This window comes from Scytonema hankhaensis NUACC26, from assembly GCF_045865695.1.
Taxonomy (GTDB): domain Bacteria; phylum Cyanobacteriota; class Cyanobacteriia; order Cyanobacteriales; family Nostocaceae; genus Scytonema.
Genome location: NZ_BAACAP010000247.1, coordinates 114,772 through 134,072, shown reverse-complemented (window position 1 = coordinate 134,072; position 19,301 = coordinate 114,772). Strand labels below are relative to the sequence as shown.

The window sequence follows — 19,301 nt, the reverse complement described above, 5'->3', positions numbered from 1 at the left end:
TATGATTTATATCCCTATAACTTCAGAATTAATAGCCCAATCTTTATCCAAAGCTCTCTACGAATTATCTCGACCATTATCAACTCAACTTACTGAAGACGTGAGTGAATATTACTGCGGTTGGCTCGTTCACCCCATAACCAAAGAAGTCGTATTAATACTTCCAGAAGACGATTTACTTCCTGTCAATTCTCTTGCCAACGATCGCGCACTCGACAAATTCCTAAAACCCTTCCAGAACGCTCAGAAAATAACGGGAGAGGATATAGAAAAAGTGAGGAATGCGATCGCAACTAATAAGGATAAGCAAATTAAAGTTATAGATTTTCTTCCTCAATACTGGCTTGATTCTGCTAAAACTCAAGAGCAACTGGAAGGGGGGAACTGGTTTATTAATAATATGGGTAATTCAATATGAGCTATTTAAAATCTTCTGTAGAAAAACTAATACAAATTGCAATCGGCTCTCCAAACGATGCTGAGGCAACTAACGATAATGGAGCTTTTAGTATTCAGCAATTTATCAAGAGATTGCTGAATACTAAATTGGCGAAGGGTCAACAAGCCAAAGCTAATTCACATTCAATGGTATTGGCTAGCGACCACGATTCTGTATTAGTAAAAAATACTAATAAGAAATTCCGCGACGATTTCCCTGGAACATCTTTAAATGCTGCTAACTGGACGCTCGTGCAAACGGGTACAGGGCAATCTGTATCTGTTACCAATTCTGATTTAACAATAACTAGTGGAACTACAGCAAATTCAGAAACAATTATTCGCTCCGTTCAAACTTATACGATTCCGTTTAAAACAGAATTCATTGCTTCAATTTCTCAGAGAATAGTCAATCAAGAAATATATTTAGAAATAGTTGATGCTACTGGCGGACACTATGCTCGATTTTTGTTTGATGGTACTAGTAATACATCTTATAAAGCAGACGCCGCAAATAATAATAATTCTTTCTCTATACTTACAGTTACAGGACTTGCTTCTGCTACAAATTCCGCACAAATACTTGAAATAGAAACTTCCTTAGAAGAAATTAATTATTTCGTTAAATCGATAGATACTTCAAATGCAAGAGGGAGTAGTGCCACTAAAAATAGAAGAATCCCAGATCCTAGTTTGGATTACCACATTCAAATAAGAGTAAAAAATGGCTCTACCGCACCAACGAGTACTACTTCTTTAACCATTGATTCTATATTAGTTCAAGACATTGAAGAGATGTCTGCTGAAATTACTGGGGGTCGTGGTGGAGGTGGCAGTAATTTAGCTCTACCAGTTACCGGAACTGTAAATATCGGCAACACTGGAGTTGTTAGCGTAATTAATAGCGCTAGTTTTAATACTGAAAACGTTATGCAAATTTCTGCTAATACTACCATTAGTGGAACAGTGAGAGATTCTGCCACTAGATCTAGAATGACTTTAATTTATTCTACAGATAATCCAGTAACTATTAGATTCATTGAAACTTCTGGCGATTCAACATTAGTACCTTATCCTGATTTAATAATACCTGCCAATTCTTCCGGTAGAGCAGAATTTAAAATTTCTACTCGATACTCAAGAGTGGATATAATTACTGGTTCTCAACCAGCAACTGCAAAAATTTACACAACTTATTGGTCAATTTAATTTTATGCAAATAGCACAATACTTTTCTGCTCTTTTCTATCACGCTACCTGCAATCACTGCGGTGCAAAAATGCAAGTTCTTTATTTAGATGAAAACGGCAATCCTATAGATCCTATGAGCCTATACAATACAGAGCATTGGAATAGCTGGGTTGGTCAATACCTAGGAAAAATTAACGAACATATGAATAATTGTACGGCGGAAAATCATTATTTAAATGATGCTGACGTTTATTTTTCCCCAATTAATACTAACCCCGATACTTGCCAATCTTCTACTGACTGTCCCTACAACGCCGGAGGAAATTAATGCTAACTCAAGCTTACGATCGCGATTACAATTTAAAAACTAAAGTTCTACCAACTATTGCTTCTGGAATTATAACAAGCGCCGATTCTGCCTCTAGTGAGGTAACTGGAGCATCCAACCAGAAAATTATTACAGGAACGCCAACTACCGGATCTGTTGCTGCGATCGCGGGAACTGGATACGGCTCATTTTCAATTCAAGTTTCTGGAACTTTTGCAGGAATTTTACAATTTGAAAAAAGCGTAGATGGAGTCATTTGGAATCCAGCGACTGCTACTAATGATGCGGGATTTAGTGGAACTTCCACAACAGCAAACGGAACATTCTTTGGTAACTTTTCTGCTTCTAGCAACTTCCGAGTTAGAGCCATTTCTTTAACTTCTGGATCTGCAAATATTGCTTTGGCTTTAACCACAGGAAGCGTATCTCAAGGAAGTAGTAGTGGTGGAAGTGGAGGAGCAATTACAGCCAATCTTACAGCTAACTTAGCAGCATCGGGTGCAACTTATGTAATCGATTTCGATCAATATCAAGCCTCTGCTATTTCCATTCAAATAGGATCTGGTCACATTGCTCTTGTAAATTTTGAGGTTAGTAATGACAATACAAACTGGTATTTTTGTCGCCTAAATTCATCTTCGTTTGAGGGAGCAGTATCATCAACTTCTACCAATGGGCTTTACACCGGAAACAAACAAGCACGATATTTTCGATTGAGGTTAACTTCGTACAGTTCTGGAACTGTAATTGCAAATATAAATCTCTTTAACGATTCTTCTATAAGCATTCCTTCAAGCATTGCTTTAAATGATAGTTGGTTGGGTTTTGTAAACTCTTTTGTTGGTGCGGCTTCTTTGCTATCTGCTGGAGCTAATTATATAAGATGGCGATCGCCCAACGTTGCTAACGGTGCGGGACTTGGTAGGGGTTTTGTGGCGACTGGAACCGAATCAATACAGTTGATTGCAAACCGAACTGCAACTGGTAATGGCAGTACTATAAACCTTGGAAGCACCTACAAAGATTTTCAGATACAACTATCACTCAATAGCGGTACTCTTACAGCGCTATCTATTGAAATTCAAATAAGTGTAGATAGTAATAAATGGGGAACTGTCGCCACCTTCACGGATATTGCTGATGGCGGGATTCTATTTTTACTAAATACTCCTACGCAGTATATAAGAGCAAATACAAATACTCTGACCGGGACTTCACCTAATATCAGCTTGAATCTTGTGGGGTGCTAAATGGGGGTACAAATTATTGAGAATGGATTATACATAGATTCAAGTAGCCCTCCACTTTCTCCTAAAAGAGGGCAAATTTGGAAAGAGAGAAACGTTAATGGCGATCTAATTAAACAATGGTTTTGGAATGGTACTTATTGGCTGAGCACCAATCAATTAATTCAAAAAGTGGGTGAAGCGACAGGGGCAGCTTCTTCTTCTAACAGTGCATTGCCCCATTATTTAGTTATTGATAGTACCAGTAATAACTTATTTGTTGAAGAATTTACAGTCATTGGAAGTTCTAATGCTGGATCGATTTATAGTAATACTGATTATTGGAATTGTAATTTAGTTGGATTTGGTTCTATGGGAGTTCTTGAAGGAACCTTAATTTCCTCTATCGATACGAAAAATTGGACAAATTCTGATACTTATAAAATATCGACAGCTAAAAATATCAACTTCTTTCTACAAGTTTCGTCTGCTTCAATAAAGTATAGAATACTGGTACTATCTATAGTAAAAAATGGTAGTGCTCCAGCAACATTTTTTTTAGGACAAATAAAATATAGATTAGCAAGGGTGTAATTAAAATGATAAAATTCAGCTATGATTCTACAGGAATTCTACAAACAATTCATATAAGAATAGACGATTACTTTGCCCAAACTCCTTACAATCCATCAACCAGGCAAATGGATTGGAATTTCATTAGCTATGAACCAACTCGCAATTCTATTAAATCTATTTGGGAAAATTGGGCGCAAGATAAAGATTTAAATTATGAACTCAGAGACCGCCCAGACCTAGCACCGCCACAACCAAAGCCCAATCCCGATTGGAAAAACTTTAATCTAGTAGCAATGACCAATTCTACATACAATCGCATTGCCAATCAAACGACAAATCAAAGATCGGTAACGCGATTTGAAAGTTTATTAATGGACTATTCCAGCAATGCAGAAAATCCTAATTATTTGGCTCTACAAATATTATGGAATTCTCTTATCTCTGGGTTACCTCAAAAACTCACAGAAACAGAAATTAGTAATCTTAATAGTTTATGTAAAAAATATTTTATGAGATTTTCTATAGATTTAAATGGATTGTTTGAAATTGAGGAAAATTAAATGGCTGTACAAACTATCGATAAAAATAATCCAACTGTATTCCAATTCCCCGCAGAACCAACACTATCTGCCGTTGGGGCAACGCAAGCTTTAGACGTAACGCCCTACTCAAAAATAACTTGTTTCTATACGATCGCGTCTATTGGCTCAAACGTTGTCGTGCGGCTTGAGGGTTCCGATGATGGTGTCCGATGGGGAAATTTATCTCCTACAGAAACCGATACGACAAAAACACAAAATGGTACCTATTCTTTTGTTTTACAAGGAATTGCTTTATACAGAATTCGATTTAATTTTGTTTCTTTTTCTGGAGGAACGCCAAATATCAACGTAAGATTTTTAGGAATTAATTAATATGGCTGAATTTCTACAAGTAGCAACTACAAATAATACTATATATATATCCTATCAAAGTAACATTACGGATTACGCTCCTTTGATAGCCTCTTATATTTCTAAATTAGATGCTGCTGGAACTGGTGGAACTATCATACTGGGTGAAGGTACTTTTACTATTGGAAGTACGATAAATTTCCGATCTAATATAACTTTACAAGGGCAATTTCTTGCAACGACAGTCAAAGCAAAAGCTGGACTCAATGCTAATATGTTTGGGTTTTCTCAGGCTGTTAATATTGCTCAAAACGTTGTTATCCGAAATTTACGCATTGACGGCAACAGAAAAGATCCCTACAACACTTCCGGTAACCCAACTGGAAATACAGCAGGTGATGGAATTTCCTTTTATCAAAAACAGCTTGTCGGATACGGTAGCGCAAACGTCGAACAAAATCCAATTTTAGAAAATCTGCTTATCGAAAACTGTGCGGGATACGGCGTAAAATTAGGAGGCTACGGTTACGATTCTGTAGAAAAAAATAACTTTAATATTAAAGGTTTACGTGTTAACAACGTGCGCGTAAATAAGTGCTATATCGGTTTTTATTTGGTAGCAACTTCCGATTCATATCTGTATAGAGCGCACCCTTCTAACTGTGAATTTCAAGGAATGTTTTTGGATGGAGTTGGCAATGTTTATGTAACAGAAACAAAATCTATATACAACGGAAGGCAAGATAATAGTAGCAGAACCGCAGGAATCCGAGTCAAGAATTCCGCACGCTGCCATTTAAATGTTTGCGAACCTCAAGAAGAATATCAGAATGGGATATTGATAGAAAATTGTTCTGATATCGTATTAAATGCGTGCCGAGTTGATGCTAATGGTCGTCCTCCAAACTGGGTTGGTAACTCAGTAAACAATGGAGTTTATACTTATATTCGTGGTTTTGGACTAGTCATAAAAGATTCTACTGAAGTGTTCGTAACTGGACTTTCCGGTACTGACTTCCGCTACAACGGAAGCGATATCACTACCTGTTGGTCTGATTATGCAATTAAAGTTTCTGGCGGTAAAAATATAAAAATTGATGCAATTGTTGGGACTCATTTTGTTGGTAGCTATTTAATAGATTCGAGCAATCCAACTACGAATTTGTTGATGAACGTTAACAACTTTTCTGGTGTAGGTATTTCAACAAATTTCAATACAGATCTTATATTGTCTTCACCTGCTGATAGCCTGAAAACAGCAGACGTAAGCGGTACGAATACCTCAAGCGTAACACTCAATCTTGAGACTGGAAGAAGTACAGGAAATGCTGTTGGGGGTGCGATCGCATTTTGGACAAGCGATCCAATAGTATCGGGAACTAATTTACAAACTCTTACAGAAAAAGCTAGACTATCGCCTTCGGGAGCATTTTTAATAGGCTCTACAACAGATGATGGAAATAACAAACTACAAGTTAATGGTGGCGCAAAAGTTACCGGGACTTTAACGGTAAATAACCTTACAGTCACTGGAACTGTAAGCGGGATTAACAGTGGATTCGACCCATCCCAACCGATCGCAATAACTAATACGACTGCATCAACAAGCAAGTCAACTGGTTCTTTAACTACAGCCGGAGGTCTTGGCGTTAGCGGTAACATTTATGGAAGTAATGGTAACTTTGATGGAACCCTTACTGTAAATAACCTTACGGTGACTGGAACTGCAACTGGTGTTGGAGGTGGAGGAAGCTCTTTCGATCCATCCCAACCTCTAAATATTACAAACACAACTCAATCCACGAGCGCAACGACTGGCGCTATCAAAACGGCGGGAGGCTTAGGAATTGCTCTCAATGCAAATATTGGCGGTACTCTTGGTGTAACTGGTGCTGCTATATTTGCTAGTACTCTTAGCGCTGGTGCTGCTACAGTTAGTAGCCTTACTTCCACTAGTGCGATCGCAGGAATCACGGGATCTTTTTCTAGCACAGTTAACGCAACTGGCGCGATATCTTCTGGAAACAATACAACATCTGGATCTGTACAAGTCAATGGTGCGGCAGCGAGTAACAGAATACTTGAATTACAAACCGCAGGCTCCACGAGATGGAGAATTGTAGCAGAAACGACAGGAGAATCTGGCTCGAACGCTGGAAGCTTTTTCCAGATTCAAGCCTTTGCAGATGATGGAGTTACAAAAACAGGGAATGTATTCTCAGTCGGCAGGGGAACTGGTGCAACGATTAGCTTTGGCGGACCCATACAAACAACTTCAGCACTAACTTTTAGTGGTGGTGCTCCTCCAGAAATTCGACCTTCTGGTGTAGGTGGCACGAACGTTGCGGGAACAAATATTGCATTGCGATCGGGTAATGGATCTGGAAATGCTGCAACCAGTGCGATTATTTTTGCAACTCCTCAACCCATAGCTTCGGGTAGCGGCTCCCAATCTAGTACGGAAAGAGCAAGAGTTACGCAAAATTTTCTTGTAGGCACAACAACAGATCCAACTAGCAATGGCGCTGCTGTCTCTGGCGCTGTTCGAGCAAATCAATTTTTTATCTCAGCTATCAACACTGCACCTGCATCATCAACAACTATAGGAACTGCTGGTGAAATTAGATTTTGCGATGACGCAATTTATTTATGCGTAGCCACAAATTCTTGGAAGCGATCGCTTTTATCTGCTTGGTAGCATTTTAAAACTGATACAATAATATTATTTATACAAGTATATGTCACTAACTCCATCATTCAATCGACCAAAACCAGCTACAACTACAACAAAAAACACTAGTTTCTCTGCTGCTGTTGCTGAAACAGGTGGTAACTTTGTTGTCGATATCATTAGTACGGTAACTAAAGATGATACAGCGACTGTTCAAAAAACTGCATTTCGTATTGTCGTACCTTTAGTATTCCTCAATGATACGTTGACTGTCGATCCTCAAGTGTATAGTTTTTTTGGTAATGCTGCTACATATAGTGTAGGTGGAACAACCCCATCGCTATCAGTGGCTACTAAAAATAAAACTATAAACTTCAACAGCTTCCTAACAGCAGCAGGCGATACAGCAGAAAACGCATAATTCATTTGATAAAGATACCATAGTATTGGAGGTATTTAACAAACTAGAACAATAACTATGGAAAACACCACACAAGTACAAGTCATTCGCGAGTTCATCGACAGACAAGGTAACAGATATCCTGCACGTAAAGAACCATATTTATACGGCGAACTACCTATATACATCAGAGATAATAAAGATTTCGTCGTACCAACAGTACAAACAGTACTATCAACCGAACATATTAATCCCGATAGTAGAATACGTATATTAAACGGTGATAGCGAACGCCGTATTGAAGCAGTAGTTCTTACAGCTAATGTAGTTGATGAAGAAGTAGTTCCGCAAGAAAATGAAGTAGTAGTTGAAGAAATAGTGGTAGAAAAAAAGGATGAGGAACCTGTTTTTCAAAAACCAACTACATCTCGCAAACGTAAAGGATAAACTATGTATTTTCTATCAGATGTTGTCGAATTCAAGCGCGGAAGAGATAAAAAAAAAAGGAAGGTGAAATCTTTAAGTGTAAATCGAGAACAAATAAAAAACGCAAAAGACTCAGTTGAAACAGGATTAAAACCAATCCAAACAGGACAAAAGATTTGGAGTACAGTAAACCACACCAGTAGAGAAATAAGGTCTTGGAAAAAAATACTAGGACTTTAATATGTACACACCAATCTACTGCACCAAAGAAGGAATTGCGCGACGTCTTCGCGGAAAACTCAACGTGCAAACAAACCCAATCGCCGCACCTCCATACAGTCAAACAATTCCGTCTATCAAGGTCGATGACGAACTCACAGACCAACTGATATACGAGAAAGAACAGTTTTTGAACCTCATACTCACACAGTTATATGAGATGCCACTCATTTACGGTCATCCCATACTCGCTGAAATAGTAGAATGTCTCGTTGTATCCGAACTTATCAAGATACATTACACCGGAAGCGGCATGAGTCAAATGGGCGGCGATGTATCTGGTGCAGGCGTGGATATGCGCCAACACGCCTATGCAATGCTACAGATGCTGACACATGGTATCAATATCATGATTCCCGGTCAACCGCCAGCACAAATGATTCCTGGCGTCACTCAACCACAACCAATTTTTCTACCAGGGGAAACAGTTCGATTGAACTATCAAATGAACGACCTCGTAACCAACAGCGCTACATATATCGAACGTAGAAACAATAGTGCAGCGCAATCTGTAAAACGTGTAATTGATTTCGGGTGGTTGTAATGCACATTCAATATAAAGAACTCAACGAATACAGTGAATGCATGAATGGTGTTGCTTCAAAAATACGAACGCTACGTTCGAGCGTTCCAATTATTCAAAACGAACTAAACAATAAATTTCCACAAGCTACACTCGAAGTTAGTGCGGGTTTAGTACCACTTCAGGTAATTCCAAAAAACAAAGAAATAAAAAAGATATTATCATTTAACGAAGCTGTTGTATCCAAACAAGTTAAATTACACGTCCAACCTAGTGTAGTAAAAAAGTACAACAAAATACCCATAACGAAATTAAGCAAAGATATAGTTGAAGCTACAATAAAACATATACTAACTAAATGAGTGAAACTACTATATATAATGATTGTACGACAGATTGTATTGTTAAATATTTGAAAGATGAGTTAAATCGCCGCAATCCAATACCTAATACGTTAATTGTAAATACAACACGCAACTTCGACGATTACAACGTACCCACACAAGATTATCCGGTATTAAAGGTATATAGAGTTCGCTCGCAGTATATGCCTTCCAATAAACGAAAGTCAACGTTACAATTACAGTATGGGTTAGCACTACCCGAACAGTATGGTTTGTTGCCATACTTGAACTGGGTAGATATTAATATAAATAAAATACTTTCATTTGCAATACACGACATTAATATATTTATAGAACCAATGTCAAAAGCGTGTGAATATCGCACATTAACCACGGAACTAGGTATTCCCGTTTACAGTTTTCTACGCTTTTCATTTAACACCACAGAAGGAATAGAAGGTAATTAGCAGTTGCTACTGGTTGCATCAAACAGCGAACTGCATCTTCACGCTCATTCCTCCAACTATGACTATTGAAAAAATTAACCGCACTATCAAAGGTGTAGCAGAACTCAAACTGTTGCGCCTATCCGATAATGCTATTCTTCACCTTCCCAAACCAACTGGATTCACAATCGATAACGCGATCGATCAACGCATTCAGATGACGCAGAATTCTCAAGGTGAAACAACTCGTGCATCTTCTTATATCAAGGGAAGAATGCCTACATTGCGCGTTGTTTATTCGCACCTTCAACCAGAAACACTTCAGTTCAAAATTGGTAACGAATTTGAACCGAAGACTCAGAAGTTGAACGTAGTGAAAGACCTTCTCGTAACACAAGCGTTGTATGCTGCTGTTACCGACACTGCTCGTATTGGTAAGAATGTTGTTATTGACGAACCAACGCAAGCCGCTATCTCTCGCGATAACGAAAGCGTACAATTAGTACAACAACCTTTTTCTACGTTCGATGGAGCCGTGAACGATACATTTGCTGTTGGTGCTGGTTTTGCTCTTAAATTCAGCGATAACTTAGTAACAGCACAGGAAACTGTTTCTATCGTAACCAGCGAAACATTCACTGGTCGAGGTATTGCTGATAACCTAGTTGGCGCACACAAGATTCGTGCTTCACTCATTACTACAAACAACGAAGTTATCATATTTAAAGCTGATAACTTAACACCTAGTTTCGATGGTGCATCAATTGATAGTAATGCTGAATCGGTTGAAATACCTTTCTTCATTAACCAAGTTCCAGGACAATGCTTCCCATACGAATTCTTTTATACTGGTAAGTTTGTTGGTTGTTAACGAACATAAGAGATAGAATAGATTGGAGTATTCTAAACACTACGTTCATTAAGGTTATACAAACATGGAATTCTTTGAAATTAAATATAATGATGGTTCAGTTGTAAAAGTCAAACGTGTAAAACGTGCGGAATTGAAAGACCTCATTACCCTACAACAAGATTTAATTGCAGCATTCGTTCGCAATTATGCAGGTATTGGTTCAGTTATTTCAGATGATACAGTATGGTCAACAATAGAAAAATTAACAACAATGTTACCTGTAGTTGGTGGCGGATTGGTCGAACTCTCCAAATTTGAAGATGACCTCAATCAACTAGCAAAAATATTTTTTACTCAATCTACAGATGATAACGGAATACCTTTAAACATGATTGCCGTTCACGAAGGTAGTGAATGGTACAAACCCAGCCTTATCTCTGAGCTACATCAACTAGATCACATCACCACATCGCAAGAAGGAATAAAAAAAGCCCGACCGGAAACAGTGGAGTAAAGTTCTCCGGCGATTCACACAATATTGAATTCGCACAACTGATTGAAATGTATGGAGGAGTGCAAAACGCACTCCTTCTTTATCAAAACTTCGACAACATCCAAATCAAAGAAATCATGGATGCTACGTGCGAAATTAGAAAAGATCCAGAAGTACGCAATAGAGAAGAGGTAGAAACAGATTGGGCGGCATTCCGTGAGAGCGATGCGTTGGAGGACCAAGTAAAAGTGAACGGACAAGTCACAACAATCAACGAACTCATGGCATTTGAGTGAAGGAAGAGGTAAGGAGGTAGAGGGCAGAGGGCATAAACCCTTGTTACTGAAGCTTTTATCTCAATCCTAATGGTATAGTTACTTCCGCCACGCTGTACTAGTCATGAAAGAAGTAGATGAATTACAACGTATTTTAGTGTCAACTCTTCAAAAGTTACAAATATAAGAGGAGCAGAAGAAAGATATAGCTCCTTCTTCCATCTTTCTTCTTCCTCCTTCCTTCACTATGTACACACAAGACCAGAACTACAACCAAAACGTTACACTCGCGTTCCAGGCTGAAGACAATCTCACGCAGGTTGTAGATAAGGTCAACGAACGAATTGGCGCTCTCCAAATGAAGCTAGCGATCGCCAATTTTGGTTTGGATACGATGGGTAAGAACTTCATCAAGAATGAAGTAGCAGTAACTAAATTCAATGCCACACTCAAAATAACAGATCAACTTTCCCAGAGGTTAGTTGCCGGACTCGGTGCTGCAAAGATATTCACCATATTCAAAAAAGGTGCTGACGATGCGCGTAATGCACTATCGGGATTGAACGATGGTGTGAAAGCGATGAATGCATCTGGTTTCAATAGTGGCATCATCGACCAATTCACCCAACTCAACGACGCGATCGCAGGTAGTTCTTCAGCCTTAGAGAACTTCGGATTGACGGCTATCAGCCAATTCAACCAATACAACAAAGCGCTCACTGAAGTCAAAACACTATTCAAGGAAAATGATGAGTTTGTTGTCAATCTGTCCGGTAACATTCAAAAACTCGTTAACGGCGAATTGAAGAATGCCATTACATCCATACAGGCTCTCAGTGCCAGTTATGAAGCCGCATCTTCAGGTTTTACAGAAGCGGCTGACAACCAAGCCGTAATGGTAGCAGGTTTGAAGTTAGCTAAAGGCGGTGGTGCTGATACTGGAGCCACGATGAAAGTGCTAGCTCAAACCATCAGTGCTTACAATATGGCAGCGTCAGACGCTACGAAAGTAGCAGCAGTCCTCAACCAGACAGTACTTCAAGGTGTTACTACCATTCCCGAACTCAGTAATGGTTTTGCTCAAGCTGCCGTTACTGCGAATGCCGCCAAGATAAAATTAGAAGAATTGGGCGCTTCGGTTGCCGCACTTACACTTCAGGGTTTTAATACTCCAGGTGCGCTAACTGGTTTGGAAGCCCTATTTCGCATCATCATCAACAAGACACCGCAAGCAGAAGCAGCATTGCGCGAATTGAGAGATGAAGGTGGAAAACCCATCAAGTTTGACATTAATGAGATACGCACCAAGGGATTTGCAAATGCCCTCAACGACTTAAACAAAGCAGCAAAAGGTAATGCTGCCGTACTTGCGGAAATCATACCAGAAGCAACAGCATACAATACAGCACTTGCTTTGATGAGCAATAACGCTGAGAAACTAAAGTCTTTTTCTACCAGTATGTTTGAGGTGACAAAAACAGGGAAATTGGCAACTGAGGCACTTGACAACGTATTCGGGATTAAACTGAAAAACCAAGCTGAGAAGTTTGAAGCGATTGTCAATCGCGTTACCGAGTCGTTCATTCAGTTCGGCGAATCATTAGCACCAGTATTTGATGAAGGTGTGAAAGCACTCGAAAACCTCACCAAAATCATTACGAGCATTCCCGATTGGCAGAAACGGGCGATCGTGCAGTGGTTAGCCGCACAAATGGCGATCTCTAAGGTAAATGATGTCATTGGAATACTAACGGGAACTGTACTCAAAGCGTTCGGTGCTTACATGAGTTGGAGAGCAACTGTCTTGTTCATGAATGGTAAGTTACTCGAACAAGTGCAGATAGTGGGAGGACTCATTAAAACAAATGCGGGAATTCTCCCAGTTCTCAAACAAATCATTGGTATCGACCAATCCCGATTGCTCATCACCAGCGAACTGAACATTGTTACCGCCAACAGAACCGAATTGGTGAAAAAATTGTGGAAAGGTGAAGGCGATCGCTTTACAACAATCAAGCAAATACTTGGATTGGATAAGGAACACATACTTGTCACCAAAGAATTAAACAACACCATTGAAGGTCGTCAGAAAATCATTGAAAACCAACTGAAGCAAGACAAAGGTGTCATTGAAGCGACTAAAGGACTGACAGCACTTCAGGAACAACGTAACCAACTCAATAAAGACTCTTTTTCTATCGCAGAACGACAAAGCAAATTGATAGAAAAAGAAGTAGCAGACAAACGCAACCTCAAACAAGCTGAAGAACAGTTACAGAAAGCAATTGGTAACAAAGACTTCAAACAGGCATATGAGGTGCGTCAACAAATACTAGATTTACAACAACAACAATCAATCAATACAAACGAGCAGATTAAACTGCAAGATGAATATAAAACAAAAGAGAAAGAGCAAGCCGATCTCGCCAACAAAATAGCTACAGAAGAAGGTAAGGTGACTGAAGCTAGAACTGCCGCCAAGAACAAGTTACTAGCAAATACACGAGAAAATCTCAAAGTACAAGGACTCGAAGCAGAAGCAGCAGACCTTAACAACAAAGCTTCTCAGATGTCAGCGCGTGCCGAACGATTGCGATCGGCAGCGAAATACGACAGTGCAAAAGCATCCGTACTTATCGAACGTGCTGAGAAAGCAGAAGCTGCTGCCAAAGCTTTTTCTACCCAAGCTCAACAGCGCAATAATGCCGCACAAGCACTCAATATTACACTGAAACGACAAGCGGAAGCTGCCGCTATCAAACAAGCAATCGCTGAAGGGAAATTGATGGAGGTGCAGACGCTCGCTGGTAAAGTGACAATGAAGAACAATCTCCTCAATAACTTGTTCTTCAAAGAGATGAAAATAAGTGGTGATGGAGCGAAGAATGCGATCGCTAACATTAGTAAGTTTGATTTCGGTAAATTGCTAGCACCGTTAATGTCCGGTTTCAGTAAGATAGGTGGACTGTTAGCAAATATCAGTACGAGACTTGCAGCTTTCGCACCCAAACTGGCAGTACTATCCCAAGCAGCGTTACCCCTCATTGTTGCTGCTGGAATCATTCACGACCAGTTTTTCGGTACGACTGCTCAATTGAGACAGATGGAAGAGTCAATGAAGAAGATAAATGAGGAGCAAAAAGAATCTACGATAAAAGCGTTGGAAAAATTAGGTGTAGAAAAGAAACTAAACTTTGAATCTCGCAAGAGGTTGTTGGATTTAAAAGCTGAAGTTGAAGAACTCGATGAATACAAGGGAATTGGTTATGAAATTGGCGAGGCTTTCAAATCAATACTTCCCACAGCGAAAGCTTTACTATCGGCTAGTTTCCCAATATTGAGAGTTTATTACGAAGTCGGTAAGATAATAGGAAAAATTACAAACGAAGCGAAGAAAAAATTAGATGAATTTGTTGGTATGATACGTCTCGATCAAATGGTCGGTACGTTCAATGAAATTGATAAAGCAGTACGTGCAACTGACACCTCTATTGTTAATCTCATCAAATCCACAAAACAAATGAAAGAAGGTTTTAGTGGATTAAAAGATATCGACAAACTTATTAAATCCGCCACAATTCTAGATGCCACACAAATTCAAACTATAAAGAATACAATTGAAACCAACAATAAACAAATCGATACTGAAATTTCTAGTAATGAAAAACGTATAGAAACATTAAATAAACAATTAGAACATTACGATAATTTGAAAGAAGTAGAAAAGAAAAACGCTAGCGAAGGAGATCGTAGACTGGCATCAGAACGAGATAAATTAGCTGCACGTGCTGAAGAATTGAAGACAAAAAAATCTCAAAACGAACAAGAGTTGAAAGATTACGTTGAATATTTACAACAACGAAATCAATTGTTGAAGAGAGTACAAGATAACGACCTTACAGTCAATCCGAAAGACAAACAGAACACAACCACCAAAGAAGACGTTGAGGGGGCTGTGAACGCAATACAAGTCAAATTGCGTAAAGGCTTGCGTCTATCTGAAAAAGACCTCAAGGAGTACTCGAAGAAAGTTGCCGCCATCATGAACGGTACTGGTGAGTACATTACGGAAGTGGACGGAAAAATGAAAACCGTAAAGATCGACACTTCTGAACTCACTCAAGTTCTCAATGAGTTTGACTCAAAAGCTGCTGGTGTATTTGATGGTATCGCTCAACAATATGAAGCCGGATATATCAAAGGTAAAGATGCTGCCGAACGAATCATTAACGAGTTAGAAAAAACGGTCGAAGGCAGTCAGAAGAAGATGAATCAGGCACTCGATGCAGGTTACGTCATTCAGCAATATCAACAAGCCATCAAATTCGCTCAAGAAGGTAGTAAGGAAGTTGTGGAGTTATTGAATACTGAAGCTGAAATAATGAGAGCTAATTCAGAAGCGGGTGTTATTTCTTCACGTAAGGCAAATGAAGAAATACGCAAAATACAGCGTCAGACATTGGAAGAACAAATCAGATCTCAGGAAGAACAACTCAAACTACTGGCAAACATACTACCTCCAGCAATGAAAAAGCAGATGGAAGCTCAGCTTTTTCTATTACAAAACCAATACAATGCTTCACTCATCGACGGACAGAAGAAGAGTATTGAGGAGCAATTCAAAGCACAACAAGATGGTGTCAGCAAACAAATAGCACTTGCTCAGTTGTTGCGCGATCGCAGGGTAACGAGTGAAATAGAAGCGGTAGAAAAAATAGATGGTTTACGTAAGAAACAATTACAGTTACAACAACAAGAACTCGAAAAACAGTTACAGTTTGTCAAGAATGATGTTGAGAAAAAGATACAACTGGAGACTCAGATACTCGGAGTGAAGTCGGAAATCGCCAAACAAGAACTTGACGCAGAACAGCGCAAAATTGACAACAAGTACAAGCTACAACAAGCTAGTATCACCAAAGAAATAGCACTTCTCCAGTACCAGAAAGAAGCTGCAACAATTGGTGAGGAAGAAGCTGTCAACAGATTGGCGGCGTTCCAGAAACGTCAAATACAATCGCAAGAAGCACAATTACGCGAACAACTTAAATTGGCAGGTCAGGATAAAGAGAAGCGACTCGCCATTGAAGCTGAGATATTTGGCAAGCAAGCTGACTATCAGCGATTGCTCACTGCCGAAATCGAACGCGAACACGCTAAACGCATCAAGTTGATTCAGAACCAAACAGAAGCGACCAAACTCGGATACCAGAAGTCAATTCAAACACTTTCTTCTACAGCAGACCTCATACAGGAGGAAGTTAAGTTATATGAAGCTCGTAACAAAGCAGTACTAGCACTCAACGATATTGAATCGGGTAAAGTAGCCAATCAATTACGAATCACAGCAGACCTTCAAAAACGTGCTGACCTGGAATTGAAGTCGGTCGAGTTGCAGGAAAAGAACCGCGAAATCGCCGCCAAACAAGAACGACAGTCGCTCGTCTACCAACAGAAACTGCTCGATCTTGGTTTCCAGCGTCAACAACTGGAACTGAACATTCGCAAACTGGAAAATGAAAGTTCGCGCAAACTCCTCGAACTCGAAATCAAGAAAGCCGAACAATTCAAAGTACGCAAGGAAGAACTAGAATCACTTCAGTTAAAATTGCAAGCCAACAAACAAGAAGCTGTTGGTATTGAAGCGACCAACAAGCTACTCGACAAACAGCGTCAGAATCAACAGGAAATTAACAAGTACGCATTCGAGGAGATGGAAAGCAGACAGGCGATCGCACGTGAAGGTGGACTCATTGACTTACAACTCGCCAAACAAAACCAGATACTTGCCGCATACGAAAAACAAGCACAACAAGCCAACATACAAGCCCAACTAGCAGAAATATCTGGCAACAAGCAATTGCTACAGCAAGAGTTGTTGACCAAACAGTATGAGATGCGTACTACCATTCTCCAAAAACAACAGGAGTTGATGCAGTCCGAACAGGATGATATCAAGCGCAAATTTCAGATGGCTCAGGATTTGGCAGCTACCGATTACCAGAAACAGAAGTTAGCGAAACTGGCAGCTAAGCAAGAACTGCTAACACTCAACTCCAGACAGAAGATAGAAAAAGATATTCTGGAGATGCAAATCAAGAGCAACCGCATAGCTCTCGAACGTCAGAAGATAGAGCAAGCTGTAGCAAAGATGAAGCTAGCAGCAGAAGTCAAGGTACAGGAAGCTGAGACGAAAAAAGTGTTGGCTGATAAAACCAAGACTGACGAAGAAAAAGAAGCATCCAAAGCACAACTGGAAGCTAAGAAATTCGAGTATTCCTCAAAAGGTATGGAAGATATGTTTCTACAACAGAAAGAAGGGCTTCTCAACTACGAGGAAAAGATGCAGCGATATCAGTTAGCACGCAAACAGGGTAACGAACGTCAAGATGCGGAAATCGGATATGCGAAGACCATGTTCGGTCGTGGCGCTCAAGATAATATATATCGTGCAATCAAAGAAGGAATGAAAGATATGTTGGATGGATTAGAAGATACAGAAATGAATACATCTAAGGAATATTACAAAGGTGTATTTAATCCAAATATTATACAACCAGTATTCGAGCAATTTATGAATACTATGTTGGAAAAAATGCCAGTTGTTAATAGTACGCAAACTATAGCTAACGGTGTTGTTGCTCCAAATTTAAAGAAAGCGCGAGAAATTAAAACGCAACAAATAACTAGTTCGCCTAAGTCAAACGAACCTATAGTTGTGAATTTTACGAATACTAATACTATAACAGTGAATGGAACTGATGGTACAAAAGACTTCGAGAAGAAATTAATGGATAGTTCGGTAATGACAACTAAAAAGTTGACTGATGTGTTACGATCCTTGAATACTGAACTAGGTAAATAATTTCGCTCTGCGAGATGTGATGATTGATGAGTACAATGTGCTCTCAATCCAGAAAACCGCCAAACTACTTCATTGGCGGTTTTGTTTACCTCAAATCAATAGCGTAATATTCATCGATTTCCTCAAGAAAGAATAATGCAATTTGTTTTGCTTGTACGAAAATAGCTTCTTGATAAGTACAATTTAGGTTTACATGAGGATATGTGAATTTTTCGGTCATTTTTTTCTCATAATCTTTAATGAGAATTTGCACCACTTTAGGAGGCAAACGATCGCTATCCCAGTACCCGTCAAAATCTTTCAAAGTTATATATTGTCGGTTGATACAACGAACTACAATTGCATCTCCATAACACTTAAATTCGTTCGCCAAGTCAGATACCAATCCTAGCTGCTCTCTGTAAGACTGGTGCCAGATTCCTTGATAGGGGTTTAACCCAACTCCTGCGATCGCAGTTTTACAACTTTGTTCCAACAGTTTATACACAAAATTTAACATTCTGTTGACGGGAGAGTTATCGGAACGGCTGGTAAATCCCCATCCTGAATACCTCAAGCAGGTGAAGAGAGCGGGATAGTAGAGGTAGTATGCTTTTCCCATCAGTCCGTTCAGGCTTTCTATAGAATTCATTTTAAAGATACCGTCACAGAGATAATTTAATTCCGATGTTGCTTTATCCAGGATCTCGTTCTCAATGCCCTCTCGACGGTTTCGCATCAAAAACCGTCTGTTTCTGCGAAAAGTTCCCCAACAAAAGTTTTGCATGATAGCAACTTTCTTTGGTTCTACTGCGAGTGTTTGAGCTTCGATCAAATTAGAATTGTTTTTATAGTTTGGTTCAATTCTACCAACACAGTTCCCGTAGATATCAAAAATGACAACTGGAACTTGCGATTTCAATAATGTTGATAAAGTTTCAGCAGGAATTTCTATTGGTTCAATTGCTAGTATGGCTCTTAATTCAATTAAGAGGTGTAAAGATTGAGAATAATTGTGTTCTGGGTTAATTAAATAAACATAATTGCGATCGTCTTCAGCTAACTCAATTTTAGTGTACGGTTTCAAAAATAAAG

18 protein-coding genes are annotated in these 19,301 nt (G+C 39.3%); 17 read left to right on the top strand and 1 reads right to left on the bottom strand.

Features of this window, described 5'->3' with window-relative positions; all coding sequences use genetic code 11:
* Position 1 precedes the first annotated feature (1 nt).
* The 17 genes from ACKTT2_RS45175 to ACKTT2_RS45095 all read left to right on the top strand — a co-directional run bounded on the left by ACKTT2_RS45175 (position 2) and on the right by ACKTT2_RS45095 (position 18,227).
* Entirely contained in the window at positions 2 to 418 is a 417-nt protein-coding gene (locus ACKTT2_RS45175) for a hypothetical protein (RefSeq protein ID WP_407899019.1), read from the top strand.
* A complete protein-coding gene (locus tag ACKTT2_RS45170; RefSeq protein ID WP_407899017.1) occupies positions 415 to 1,647 on the top strand; it encodes a hypothetical protein in 1,233 nt (410 codons plus the stop codon). Before ACKTT2_RS45175 ends, ACKTT2_RS45170 begins: the two co-directional genes overlap by 4 nt.
* Before the next feature lie 4 nt (positions 1,648 to 1,651).
* A complete protein-coding gene (locus ACKTT2_RS45165; RefSeq protein ID WP_407899015.1) occupies positions 1,652 to 1,957 on the top strand; it encodes a hypothetical protein in 306 nt (101 codons plus the stop codon).
* Positions 1,957 to 3,207 (top strand): hypothetical protein, encoded by a 1,251-nt coding sequence (locus ACKTT2_RS45160; RefSeq protein ID WP_407899013.1) that lies wholly within the window; start codon positions 1,957 to 1,959, stop codon positions 3,205 to 3,207. The genes ACKTT2_RS45165 and ACKTT2_RS45160 overlap by 1 nt, the downstream gene beginning before the upstream one ends.
* Positions 3,208 to 3,777, top strand: coding sequence for a hypothetical protein (locus ACKTT2_RS45155; RefSeq protein WP_407899011.1), 570 nt, complete (start codon positions 3,208 to 3,210; stop codon positions 3,775 to 3,777).
* A 5-nt stretch (positions 3,778 to 3,782) separates the two neighbouring features.
* Positions 3,783 to 4,319 (top strand): hypothetical protein, encoded by a 537-nt coding sequence (locus ACKTT2_RS45150; RefSeq protein WP_407899009.1) that lies wholly within the window; start codon positions 3,783 to 3,785, stop codon positions 4,317 to 4,319.
* Complete coding sequence (locus tag ACKTT2_RS45145) at positions 4,320 to 4,673, top strand: hypothetical protein (RefSeq protein ID WP_407899007.1); 354 nt, start codon at positions 4,320 to 4,322, stop codon at positions 4,671 to 4,673. It abuts the gene before it with no gap.
* A gap of 1 nt (position 4,674) precedes the next feature.
* Complete coding sequence (locus tag ACKTT2_RS45140; protein ID WP_407899005.1) at positions 4,675 to 7,350, top strand: beta strand repeat-containing protein; 2,676 nt, start codon at positions 4,675 to 4,677, stop codon at positions 7,348 to 7,350.
* A 40-nt stretch (positions 7,351 to 7,390) separates the two neighbouring features.
* Positions 7,391 to 7,744 (top strand): hypothetical protein, encoded by a 354-nt coding sequence (locus tag ACKTT2_RS45135; protein WP_407899003.1) that lies wholly within the window; start codon positions 7,391 to 7,393, stop codon positions 7,742 to 7,744.
* Between the two features lie 57 nt (positions 7,745 to 7,801).
* The gene (locus ACKTT2_RS45130; protein ID WP_407899001.1) at positions 7,802 to 8,170 is read left to right on the top strand and encodes a hypothetical protein; all 369 of its coding nucleotides are present in this window, start codon (positions 7,802 to 7,804) and stop codon (positions 8,168 to 8,170) included.
* Between the two features lie 220 nt (positions 8,171 to 8,390).
* Positions 8,391 to 8,972, top strand: a complete 582-nt coding sequence (locus ACKTT2_RS45125; RefSeq protein ID WP_407898999.1) for a hypothetical protein — start codon at positions 8,391 to 8,393, stop codon at positions 8,970 to 8,972.
* Complete coding sequence (locus ACKTT2_RS45120; RefSeq protein ID WP_407898997.1) at positions 8,972 to 9,313, top strand: hypothetical protein; 342 nt, start codon at positions 8,972 to 8,974, stop codon at positions 9,311 to 9,313. The genes ACKTT2_RS45125 and ACKTT2_RS45120 overlap by 1 nt, the downstream gene beginning before the upstream one ends.
* Positions 9,310 to 9,762 carry a hypothetical protein gene (locus tag ACKTT2_RS45115; protein WP_407898995.1) on the top strand — a complete coding sequence of 151 codons (453 nt, stop codon included), beginning with the start codon at positions 9,310 to 9,312 and terminating at the stop codon, positions 9,760 to 9,762. The genes ACKTT2_RS45120 and ACKTT2_RS45115 overlap by 4 nt, the downstream gene beginning before the upstream one ends.
* A gap of 58 nt (positions 9,763 to 9,820) precedes the next feature.
* Complete coding sequence (locus ACKTT2_RS45110) at positions 9,821 to 10,612, top strand: hypothetical protein (RefSeq protein WP_407898994.1); 792 nt, start codon at positions 9,821 to 9,823, stop codon at positions 10,610 to 10,612.
* A 64-nt stretch (positions 10,613 to 10,676) separates the two neighbouring features.
* The gene (locus ACKTT2_RS45105; RefSeq protein ID WP_407898992.1) at positions 10,677 to 11,108 is read left to right on the top strand and encodes a hypothetical protein; all 432 of its coding nucleotides are present in this window, start codon (positions 10,677 to 10,679) and stop codon (positions 11,106 to 11,108) included.
* Positions 11,109 to 11,167: 59 nt separating this feature from the next.
* Complete coding sequence (locus ACKTT2_RS45100; RefSeq protein WP_407898990.1) at positions 11,168 to 11,383, top strand: hypothetical protein; 216 nt, start codon at positions 11,168 to 11,170, stop codon at positions 11,381 to 11,383.
* Between the two features lie 226 nt (positions 11,384 to 11,609).
* The gene (locus ACKTT2_RS45095; RefSeq protein ID WP_407898988.1) at positions 11,610 to 18,227 is read left to right on the top strand and encodes a phage tail tape measure protein; all 6,618 of its coding nucleotides are present in this window, start codon (positions 11,610 to 11,612) and stop codon (positions 18,225 to 18,227) included.
* An 85-nt stretch (positions 18,228 to 18,312) separates the two neighbouring features.
* On the opposite strand, the gene cas1 is transcribed toward ACKTT2_RS45095, so the two are convergent.
* On the bottom strand, positions 18,313 to 19,293 hold the full coding sequence (gene cas1 / locus ACKTT2_RS45090) for a CRISPR-associated endonuclease Cas1 (protein ID WP_407898986.1): 981 nt from the start codon (positions 19,291 to 19,293) through the stop codon (positions 18,313 to 18,315).
* Positions 19,294 to 19,301: the final 8 nt, after the last annotated feature.

What these genes read in the sequence shown, in the direction of transcription:
- ACKTT2_RS45155 (WP_407899011.1), top strand. Translation starts at nt 3,208, where the DNA reads ATGGGGGTACAAATTATTGAGAATGGATTATACATAGATTCAAGTAGC.
- ACKTT2_RS45175 (WP_407899019.1), top strand. Translation starts at nt 2, where the DNA reads ATGATTTATATCCCTATAACTTCAGAATTAATAGCCCAATCTTTATCC.
- ACKTT2_RS45120 (WP_407898997.1), top strand. Translation starts at nt 8,972, where the DNA reads ATGCACATTCAATATAAAGAACTCAACGAATACAGTGAATGCATGAAT.
- ACKTT2_RS45170 (WP_407899017.1), top strand. Translation starts at nt 415, where the DNA reads ATGAGCTATTTAAAATCTTCTGTAGAAAAACTAATACAAATTGCAATC.
- ACKTT2_RS45105 (WP_407898992.1), top strand. Translation starts at nt 10,677, where the DNA reads ATGGAATTCTTTGAAATTAAATATAATGATGGTTCAGTTGTAAAAGTC.
- ACKTT2_RS45150 (WP_407899009.1), top strand. Translation starts at nt 3,783, where the DNA reads ATGATAAAATTCAGCTATGATTCTACAGGAATTCTACAAACAATTCAT.
- ACKTT2_RS45160 (WP_407899013.1), top strand. Translation starts at nt 1,957, where the DNA reads ATGCTAACTCAAGCTTACGATCGCGATTACAATTTAAAAACTAAAGTT.
- ACKTT2_RS45165 (WP_407899015.1), top strand. Translation starts at nt 1,652, where the DNA reads ATGCAAATAGCACAATACTTTTCTGCTCTTTTCTATCACGCTACCTGC.
- ACKTT2_RS45110 (WP_407898994.1), top strand. Translation starts at nt 9,821, where the DNA reads ATGACTATTGAAAAAATTAACCGCACTATCAAAGGTGTAGCAGAACTC.
- ACKTT2_RS45130 (WP_407899001.1), top strand. Translation starts at nt 7,802, where the DNA reads ATGGAAAACACCACACAAGTACAAGTCATTCGCGAGTTCATCGACAGA.
- ACKTT2_RS45125 (WP_407898999.1), top strand. Translation starts at nt 8,391, where the DNA reads ATGTACACACCAATCTACTGCACCAAAGAAGGAATTGCGCGACGTCTT.
- ACKTT2_RS45115 (WP_407898995.1), top strand. Translation starts at nt 9,310, where the DNA reads ATGAGTGAAACTACTATATATAATGATTGTACGACAGATTGTATTGTT.
- ACKTT2_RS45135 (WP_407899003.1), top strand. Translation starts at nt 7,391, where the DNA reads ATGTCACTAACTCCATCATTCAATCGACCAAAACCAGCTACAACTACA.
- ACKTT2_RS45145 (WP_407899007.1), top strand. Translation starts at nt 4,320, where the DNA reads ATGGCTGTACAAACTATCGATAAAAATAATCCAACTGTATTCCAATTC.
- ACKTT2_RS45140 (WP_407899005.1), top strand. Translation starts at nt 4,675, where the DNA reads ATGGCTGAATTTCTACAAGTAGCAACTACAAATAATACTATATATATA.
- ACKTT2_RS45095 (WP_407898988.1), top strand. Translation starts at nt 11,610, where the DNA reads ATGTACACACAAGACCAGAACTACAACCAAAACGTTACACTCGCGTTC.